The sequence below is a fragment of the Trabulsiella guamensis ATCC 49490 genome, from assembly GCF_000734965.1.
In the GTDB taxonomy this organism is placed as follows: Bacteria; Pseudomonadota; Gammaproteobacteria; order Enterobacterales; family Enterobacteriaceae; genus Trabulsiella; species Trabulsiella guamensis.
In genome coordinates, this window is record NZ_JMTB01000030.1 from 1 (window position 1) to 9,177 (window position 9,177).

A 9,177-nucleotide genomic window follows, 5' to 3' on the forward strand; every position below is an offset into this window, starting at 1 on the left:
ACCTGCAGAAGGATTCTTAGCAGCGGACATTGAGGTTGAAGGTGATGTCGTGGTGCATCCACTGCATCATGATCGTCTGCTGAATGCCATCAGCCTGCCCATCGCCACGCTGGCATTACTCAGCCTGGAACTGGTGCTGCCGGTGGAAAATAGTGTGCTGGATAACATCGAGATTGTTGATATTCCGGCGGTACCGCAATCGTCAGGCGCACCGCTCTGGCAGAGCAAATGCCGCTGGTTACTGGAGAGTTATCGCCAGTGCTTCCAGCCGGACATTCTGCTGGTATGCAACGCCTCCGTGCAGCGCGCACAAACCCCTGCCGTCGCCCGTGCGTTGATGCGGTGGGTTGACGACACGCAACCGGTGCAGGAAAGCGCGCTTCCCGGGCTGGTCTGGGCGATCACCCCGCACGATCATCGCTTCACCCGGAAGCAGAATCTCGACGAAGGTATACAACAGCTGATCAAAAAACCGGGTCAGCGCTGGGGAACGTTGCAGGCGCTGGACAACAGCAGTATGCAGCGGCTGATGGAGTGGCTGGCACAGGCGCTGAACCCGGCGCTACGCAGCCATCGTCTGCAGTTGCTTGGTCAGAAAGTGAATGACAGAGTGACGGCGCTAATGGGGCCCTACGTCACCCCGGTGCATCACGATCCTGCGGCCATTCAACAGCAGGCGCAGTCATTGGTTCGCCAGTTGCAGTCACGCGCCGCAACGCTGGGGGAATTAATAGAAGGACTACTGCCGGCGCAACGCGCGTTTGACATGCTCTGCCAGACGCAGCAGCCTCGGGAAGAGAAAGTGGCAGGCTTATTCAGCGAAAGCGTGGATTTGTTTGCGCTACCAGATGAGAAATCCCGCGCCAGCCGCAGCGAGCAGGATACGGGAACGCTGGCGCACGAGCTGTGGATCAGACATTTGCATCAGTGGAGCCGCCGTACTGACATTGCCGCTCATGCGGGTTTATCGCCTGATGTCCTGCAGCAACTGGCTGAATGCCTGATCGTCACCAGTTATCGCCTTCAGCTTCCGGCCAGGTTACAGCAGGTGATGCGTAGCGAAAACCCCAGCGGTGCACAGCTGCGCGCCACTATTGGCAACTTCATCGCCTGGTTTGATTATGCCGCCCTGCCGAGCGATGCGCGTCCGGCAAGTCGTATTGCCAAAGGCAGCGCGATCTTTGAATTGAAATCGCCGGATACCAGCGCGCGGTTGACGCAATTAGGTGAACAACCGGTGCATGCGGCGACGCGGTACGTGTACGACTGGCTGGTGGCGCTTTACAGCCGGGCGACAGAAAATGCAGGCTGGCAGCATCCGCAGGAGATCACTGCTGACGCACGCCGTCAGTTGCAGAAACATTTGCAGTAATGATGGATCACAGGGATGTGAACCGATCATTCATCCTCAGAACAGTGAGAGTAACAGGGCGACAGGGAAGCTAAACGGCCAGGTAACACCAACAAGGAGGGAAGCCATCAGGCGAATACAGAAGCGCTCTTTCGTCAGAAACCATGTGATCAGTGAACAGATCACCGCCATCACGACATAGAACACCAGCATTTTTTGGTACAACGTCATTGTGAAGCCCATTCCGTGGAAAAACCGGGCGCACTATGCCTCTTTTTATGACCCCCATCAAGTTCTCAGCTCAAGAATACGAAAATTTCTTGCCACGAGCGTTTTTTAGAAATCTAAGCCTTTATCCGATTGCACTTAGTGACATCGCAGACTATATCATTAGAGGTTAATTCAACGAGGTGGCGTTATGGACGTTTCCAGCAAAACCGTAGTATTGATTAATGTTATGGCTGCGTTGCTGTTACTGAGTCTCTTATGCTACAGATTTAACTGGGTTTTCTGAAAATTACCCCCCTATACTCGTAATAGCGACATCCCTGTCACACAGGCATTGCCCCGGATTGTTCGCCTGTTCCGGGGCAATGTATGACTGCCTTTACTCGTGTTTCACCATCACATGACGGACGACGGTGTAATCCTCCAGTCCGTACAACGACATATCTTTGCCGAAGCCGGATTGTTTCTGCCCGCCGTGTGGCATTTCGCTGACTAACATAAAGTGAGTGTTGACCCAGGTGCAGCCATATTGCAGGCGCGCGCTAAGACGGTGCGCGCGCCCGACGTCGCGCGTCCAGACCGATGAGGCCAGCCCGTACTGTGAGTCATTAGCCCACGCCAGCGCCTGAGCTTCGTCATCAAAGACCGTCACACTGACCACCGGGCCAAACACTTCTCGCTGCACAATCTCATCTTCCTGCAACGCCCCTGCCAGCACCGTAGGCTGATAACGATAGCCCGGCGCCTCAACCTTACTGCCGCCAGTCACCACTTTAATATGGCCGAGCGCTTTGGCTTTCTCGACCGCCGCAGACACCCGATCCAGATGCGCCTGTGAGCTCAGCGGGCCGAGTTCGGTGGAGGGATCCTGCGGATCGCCCATTTTCAGGCTGGCAACCGCCGCACCCAGTTTTTCCACCAGCCGGTCGTGAATACCCCGCTGCGCATAAATACGGCAGGCGGCAGTACAGTCCTGCCCGGCATTGTAGAAGCCAAACGTACGCACGCCATCTACCACGGCATCGATATCGGCGTCATCGAACACAATGACCGGCGCTTTACCGCCCAGTTCCATGTGCATCCGTTTAATGGTTGAGGCGGTATGCCCGATGATGTGCTCGCCGGTGGCAATAGAGCCGGTCAGCGACACCATCCGCACTTTTTCGTGACCGGTCAGCGGATCGCCGACAGTTTTGCCGCGCCCGAACAGGACGTTCAGTACACCTGGCGGGAAAATGCCGGTGGCCAGTTCAGCCAGCTTCAGGGCCGTCAGCGGCGTAATTTCCGAAGGTTTGATCACCACGCAGTTGCCCGCAGCCAGCGCTGGCGCCAGTTTCCAGGCCGCCATCATCAGCGGATAGTTCCACGGCGCTATCGAGGCCACCACCCCGACCGGATCGCGGCGAATCATCGACGTATGCCCTTCCAGATACTCGCCTGCCGCCAGGCCGCTCAGGCAGCGCGATGCCCCGGCAAAGAAGCGGAACACGTCAACAATGGCGGGGATTTCATCATTCAGCACACAGTGCAACGGTTTGCCGCAGTTGAGTGACTCAAGGCGCGCAAAATCTTCGGCATGGGTTTCAATTGCCGCGGCCAGTTTCAGCAAGCATTCCGCGCGGTTTTTTGGCGTCGTTTGTCCCCATTGCGCAAACGCACGATCCGCTGCCAGCACCGCCGCATCAACCTGTGCTGGCGAGGCTTCCGCAATCTCGAGAATGACCTCGCCGGTTGACGGATTGTAGACAGGTTGCTTCTCCCCTTCACCTGCCACCAGTTCACCATTGATCAATAACTTATGTTGCATAGCAGACTCCATATTTATCGTTTATTTCCCGCTACCGGCGACCATTTCGCCGTCCCGGGTTAACCACCAGGCACCCAGTATGGGAATCGTTGTTGCCAACATCACTAACAAAGCCACCACGTTGGTGACCGGTACGTCGCGCGGTCGCCCGAGCTGATTCAACAGCCAGAGCGGCAGCGTGCGTTCGTGTCCGGCGGTGAACGTGGTAACGATAATTTCGTCAAACGAGAGCGCAAAGGCCAGCATGCCTCCGGCCAGCAGCGCCGAGCTGAGATTCGGCAGCACCACGTAACGGAAGGTTTGCCAGCCGTTAGCGCCTAAATCCATTGACGCTTCGACAAGGCTCCATGAGGTGCGTCGGAAACGGGCGATCACATTGTTAAACACCACCACCACACAAAAGGTCGCGTGACCCACCACGATGGTGAGGAATCCGGGTTCGAGGCCAATCGTCTTAAACGCCGTCAGCAGTGCCAGCCCGGTGATGATCCCCGGCAGGGCGATGGGCAGAAGCAGCAATAGCGAGATGGCGTTTTTACCGAAAAACGTGCTGCGCCACAGTGCCGCAGCTGCCAGCGTCCCCAGCACCAGGGCAATCAGCGTCGCCAGCGCGGCAATTTTTAGTGACAACGTCACGGAATCGAAGATATCGCCACGCCCTGCCGCCACACTGAACCAGTGCAAGGTCAGCCCCTGCGGCGGAAAACTGAACGCCGCGTCTTCGGTGTTAAAGGCATACATCGCGATGATGACCAGCGGGAAATGCAGGAAAATCACTCCACCCCAGGTCGCGATTTTGAGAAACCACGGTGCGCGTTCAGAGTGCATCGAAGGCTCCCAGGCGTTTCACGAACGCCAGATAAAGGGCAATTAACACAATCGGCACCAGCGTGAAAGCCGCCGCCATCGGCATATTGCCGATCGCCCCCTGCTGGGAATAGACCATGTTGCCGATGAAATAGCCTGGCGGCCCGACGAGTTGCGGTACGATAAAATCGCCGAGCGTCAGCGAAAAGGTAAAGATCGACCCTGCCGCTATACCGGGGATTGCCAGCGGCAGCACAACATATCGGAAGGTCTGGCCGGGTCTGGCGCCGAGATCGGAGGAGGCCTGCAACAGCGATAATGGCAGACGTTCCAGCGCCGCCTGTACCGGCAGGATCATGAACGGTAGCCAGATGTAGACGAAGACCAGAAAGCGCCCCAGCCCGGAAGTCGACAACGTATTGCCGCCAATGCCCGGCAACGCCAGGATCAGATTCAACACCCCTTCCAGCCCCATATGGCTGAGAAACCACTGTGCGACGCCATCCTTCGCCAGCAACAACGTCCATGCATAGGCTTTAACGATGTAGCTCGCCCACATCGGCAGCATGACGGCAATATAAAAGAACGCTTTCATTTTACCGTGGGCGTAGCGCGCCATGTACCAGGCCATCGGAAACGCCAGGATCGCGCTGGCAATGGTGACTCCGACCGCCATCGCCAGCGTGCGCAGGATAATGTCGTAATTCGCCGGGTTAAACAGCGCCTTCAGATTCGCCAACGTCAGATCCGGCGTGATGGACATGGTGAAATCGTCAAAGGTATAGAACCCCTGCCACAACAGCGTGAACAACGACCCCAGATAGACGATGCCGAACCACATCAGCGGCCCGAGCAGCAGCAGGAACAGCCCGAGCGCAGGTTTACGCCAGAACAGGCCCGACAGGCGGCCAATGCGCGACGGTGACGGCGGTGGGGATAGACTCATCTCCATTTCACCTCCCTCCGTCAAGCGGCACCATGGCCTCTCGCGCCCAGGAAGCCAGTACCTTTTGCCCCGGCGCAGGCGCCGCAGGCTGCGCGCTACCGGTAAAATTCGCCTGGCTCACTAGCAGTTTTTCGCCGCCTGACAGTGCAATCTCAACTCGTGTCGCCGCCCCCTGATACTGCACGGCCTGCACAACACCGTGAACCTGCACTTCACCGCCTTCATTCAAGCGAATATGTTCAGGACGCAGCGACCAGACGCCTGCCATCCCGCACAGTTTTTCACTCATCGCCGGATCAAACACATTAGATGTGCCAACGAATCCGGCGACAAACGGCGTGCGTGGGCGCAGATAAAGATCACGCGGCGAATCGACCTGCTCAATGCGACCATTGTTAAACACCGCCACGCGATCAGACATCGACAGCGCTTCACCCTGATCGTGGGTGACGAAAATAAAGGTGATGCCCAGATCCTGTTGCAGTTTTTTCAGTTCAAGCTGCATCTGCTCGCGCAGTTTGAGATCCAGCGCGCCCAGTGGTTCGTCAAGCAATAGCACGCGCGGTTGATTCACCAGCGCGCGGGCAATCGCCACCCGCTGGCGTTGACCGCCGGAAAGTTGCGACGGTTTTCGGGTATGAACAAACCCGAGCGCCACCTTTTCCAGCGCCTCCTGCGCACGGTGCAGACGCGTTTTCTTATCAACGCCTTTCACCATCAACCCGTAAGCGACATTATCGAGGATCGACATATGCGGAAACAGCGCGTAGTCCTGAAAGACGGTGTTGACATCGCGTTCCCAGGGGGGAAGTTCGCTGGCCGCTTTACCGAAGATACTGATGCTGCCGCCGGAGAGCTGTTCAAACCCGGCAATCAACCGCAGACAAGTGGTTTTGCCGGAGCCGGAAGGCCCCAGCATGGAGAAAAACTCGCCATCTTTAATGGCGATACTGACCCCATCCACTGCACGCACATCACCATACAGACGCGAGACGTCATGAAACTCTACAGCGTACGTCATGTTTCACTCCCGCACTCAGCGACCGCCCATGATAGCGATGTAATCCTGCGTCCAGCGGCTGTAGGAGACATATTTGCCGCCGTTCGCCACCGGCGTTTTCCAGAAAGCGATCTTGTCAAAGAAGGCGTAACCGTTGGTTTCACAACCTGTCTCGCCAAGCAGCGTGCTGGCTTTGCAGCCTTCCGGTACCACCGGCAGCGAGCCAAACCAGGCGGACACATCCCCCTGCACTTTGGGCGTCAACGACCAGTTCATCCATTTATAAGCACAAACCGGGTGTTTCGCCTGCGCATGCAGCATGGTGGTATCGGCCCAACCGGTTACCCCTTCTTTCGGGAATACGGTAGCGATCGGCTGCCCTTCACCTTTCAGGCCGTTGGCCTGATAGGGCCAGGCGCTGGAGGCGACAACACCTTCGTTTTTGAAATCACTCATCTGGACGGTCGTGTCGTGCCAGTAGCGGTGAATCAGGCCATGCTGATCACGCAATACTTTCAGTACTGCCTGATACTGTTCTTCGGTGAGCTGATAGGGATCATTAATCCCGAGTTGCGACTGTGTCGCCTTCACGAACAGCGCGGCATCAGCAATATAAATAGGGCCATCATAAGCCTGGACGCGTCCCTGGTTGGTTTTGCCATCCGGCAGATTCTGCTTAACAAAAACCACGCTCCAGCTGTCGGGGGGGGTCGGGAAGGTTTTGGTGTTGTACATCAACAGGTTCGGCCCCCATTGATAAGGCGTGCCGTACACTTTACCGTCGACGTTAAACCAGTCGCCTTTGACAATACGCGGATCGAGGGTTTTCCAGGCCGGGATCAGACGGGTGTCGATGGGCTGTACGCGTTTACCCATGATCAATCGCAGGGACGCATCGCCGGACGCGGTGACCAGGTCGTATCCGCCTTTTGCCATCAGACTGACCATTTCGTCAGAGGTCGCTGCGGTTTTCACGTTGACCTGACAACCACTCTCTTTTTCAAAGGCTGTCACCCAGTCGTAGTTTTTATCCGTCTGTCCCCGTTCGATATAGCCAGGCCAGGCGATAATATCTAACTGACCTTCACCTTTGTCGAGCGATGTCGGGGGTTCGGCGGCGGCTTGCGCGACAATGACGGTCATTCCCAACGCGCACAGGCTGCTGCGGGCAAATTTCTTGCTCATAGAATCTTACTCCTGTCACAATGAATTCTGGCGGCAGCCGTGCCGTAAAAATATCTCCCTTAATAACAGTAGTCGGCGCAACGAGGGCGCACCTGCCGCGCTGAGGAAATTTACTCAGGTTGTGACAGGCCGCGCATTACGCTGAAAAGTCAGACAAAAGTAATAATAGACCGCGAGCCGGACAAACGGTTACCGTGTCGTTGAGAGTATTGATTTTTCATATGGCAATAACGACGGAATATCACTTCAAATAATCATCGTTATTTAAATCAGTTATTTTTAAAACGAGAAAAAGATATTCAGTGAATAAGAAAGGTGTTTAGTAAAATTGTTCTGCGGCGGCATTTATCCCTGTCGCATTTCACATGTTTTCCCCTCTTCGCTGTATAAAGTAGTATATAACCAAGTATTTTTTGCTGATTACTCTCTCTTATGAGTTAAAGGCACGTTACCGTTCGGATTTTTATACTGTTTTTAAGTAAAACAATGGAGTATGTAGCCGACATGGTCAGTATAACCCCCTGTTTCAACATTTCTTTTCCGCATTAAGCTGTACGGAGACAAAAATGAGATCCCCTTCAGGAATGCACAATTCCTTGCTGCTATTCCCCTCACCTTTTGATGAATATCAAGGTTTACCGCTTATTGGTTACCTATCGTCTACTTACAACGAGGTATAAGACATAACGAGAGATGGAATGCGAAAAATAAATAAAACCCTGGCGCTGACTTGTTTGCTCGGCGTCATTCTTGGTGCTCTGGCGATCCTTGCTGCGCAATGGACATTACATAAAACCTCCAGTACTGAATTTTGTTTGTCCTGCCACACCATGCAAGCCCCTTATGAAGAATATACCGGTTCCGTACATTTCCAGAATCAGAAAGGGATCCGCGCAGAATGTGCTGATTGCCATATTCCACAGGGCGGTATGGATTATCTCGTCACCAAATTCCTCGCCTCGAAAGATATTTATCATCAGTTCATCACCAAAAAGATCGATACCCCAGAGAAATTTGAAGAGCATCGACTGGAAATGGCGCAGACCGTCTGGGCGCAACTGAAAGCCAATGATTCAGCAACCTGCCGTAGTTGCCACAGCATGGATGCCATGGATATCAGTGCGCAGAGTCCTGAAGCGCAGAAAATGCATGAAATGGGGATTAAGGAAAAGCAAACCTGTATCGATTGCCATAAAGGCGTCGCCCACTTCCCACCAGAAGTCAAAATGGACGACAGCGCCGTGAAAGCGCTGCAAACCCAGGCCGCCTCCACGCCTGCAGATGCCAGAACGCTTTATGTCGTCAGCGCTACTCCGCTTGGTGATCTCGGCACGGTTTATCCGGCCACGGAACTGCATGTACTGAAAACCGAGGGCACCGCGCGTCAGGTGGAAATTCGCGGTAGCCAGATGCAGGGTAGCGAACAGGTCATCTATTACGCCGCCGGTCAGCGCCTGATCCTCGCCAGTCTCAGTGAGAAAGGCCAGCAGTCGCTGAAAATCCTATCCGACTGGAAAAAAGATGATTACGGCAATGCCTGGCGCGACGTGACGTTACAGGGCGAATGGAGCGCGTCGGCGCTCGCCAGTCGCGAACCGATGTGGGATTACGCCCGCAAGCTGGACGACGTCTACTGCGCAGGCTGCCATGCACCAATCCCTGCACATCACTACACCCTTAATGCCTGGCCGTCGGTGGTGAAAGGCATGGGGGCGCGCACCAATATCAGTGAAAACGAGCTGGATATTCTGAGCCGTTATTTCCAGTACAACGCGAAAGACATCAAAGAATAAACAAGAACACCAGGAGCTACTATGAGACTCAACAAGACGTGACTTTATAAAACGCCGGAG

General features: G+C 55.0%; 9 protein-coding genes. 3 read left to right on the forward strand and 6 right to left on the reverse strand.

Annotation, left to right across the window (positions count from 1 at the left end; genetic code table 11):
- A partial coding sequence (locus tag GTGU_RS03045) for a virulence factor SrfC family protein (protein ID WP_038154154.1) occupies window positions 1–1,372 on the forward strand: 1,372 nt, incomplete at its 5' end.
- A gap of 36 nt (window positions 1,373–1,408) precedes the next feature.
- On the opposite strand, the gene GTGU_RS24265 is transcribed toward GTGU_RS03045, so the two are convergent.
- Window positions 1,409–1,582: a GhoT/OrtT family toxin gene (locus tag GTGU_RS24265; protein ID WP_072011894.1), complete on the reverse strand. Its 174-nt coding sequence runs from the start codon at window positions 1,580–1,582 to the stop codon at window positions 1,409–1,411.
- Window positions 1,583–1,769: 187 nt separating this feature from the next.
- Between GTGU_RS24265 and yncL the strand changes: the two genes are divergently transcribed.
- Window positions 1,770–1,865 (forward strand): stress response membrane protein YncL, encoded by a 96-nt coding sequence (yncL, locus tag GTGU_RS26830; RefSeq protein ID WP_072011895.1) that lies wholly within the window; start codon window positions 1,770–1,772, stop codon window positions 1,863–1,865.
- 93 nt (window positions 1,866–1,958) lie between these two features.
- On the opposite strand, the gene patD is transcribed toward yncL, so the two are convergent.
- The 5 genes from patD to ydcS are packed head-to-tail and all read right to left on the reverse strand — an operon-like array spanning window position 1,959 to window position 7,324.
- Window positions 1,959–3,386, reverse strand: coding sequence for an aminobutyraldehyde dehydrogenase (gene patD, locus GTGU_RS03050; protein WP_038154156.1), 1,428 nt, complete (start codon window positions 3,384–3,386; stop codon window positions 1,959–1,961).
- A gap of 21 nt (window positions 3,387–3,407) precedes the next feature.
- The gene (locus tag GTGU_RS03055; protein WP_038154157.1) at window positions 3,408–4,214 is read right to left on the reverse strand and encodes an ABC transporter permease; all 807 of its coding nucleotides are present in this window, start codon (window positions 4,212–4,214) and stop codon (window positions 3,408–3,410) included.
- The gene (locus GTGU_RS03060) at window positions 4,204–5,145 is read right to left on the reverse strand and encodes an ABC transporter permease (RefSeq protein WP_038154158.1); all 942 of its coding nucleotides are present in this window, start codon (window positions 5,143–5,145) and stop codon (window positions 4,204–4,206) included. The genes GTGU_RS03055 and GTGU_RS03060 overlap by 11 nt, the downstream gene beginning before the upstream one ends.
- Window position 5,146: 1 nt before the next feature.
- Window positions 5,147–6,160, reverse strand: coding sequence for an ABC transporter ATP-binding protein (locus GTGU_RS03065; protein ID WP_038154160.1), 1,014 nt, complete (start codon window positions 6,158–6,160; stop codon window positions 5,147–5,149).
- 15 nt (window positions 6,161–6,175) lie between these two features.
- Complete coding sequence (gene ydcS / locus GTGU_RS03070; RefSeq protein WP_038154161.1) at window positions 6,176–7,324, reverse strand: putative ABC transporter substrate-binding protein YdcS; 1,149 nt, start codon at window positions 7,322–7,324, stop codon at window positions 6,176–6,178.
- 698 nt (window positions 7,325–8,022) lie between these two features.
- On the opposite strand from ydcS, the gene GTGU_RS03075 reads away from it, so the two are divergent.
- Window positions 8,023–9,117 (forward strand): NapC/NirT family cytochrome c, encoded by a 1,095-nt coding sequence (locus GTGU_RS03075; RefSeq protein WP_038154162.1) that lies wholly within the window; start codon window positions 8,023–8,025, stop codon window positions 9,115–9,117.
- Window positions 9,118–9,177: the final 60 nt, after the last annotated feature.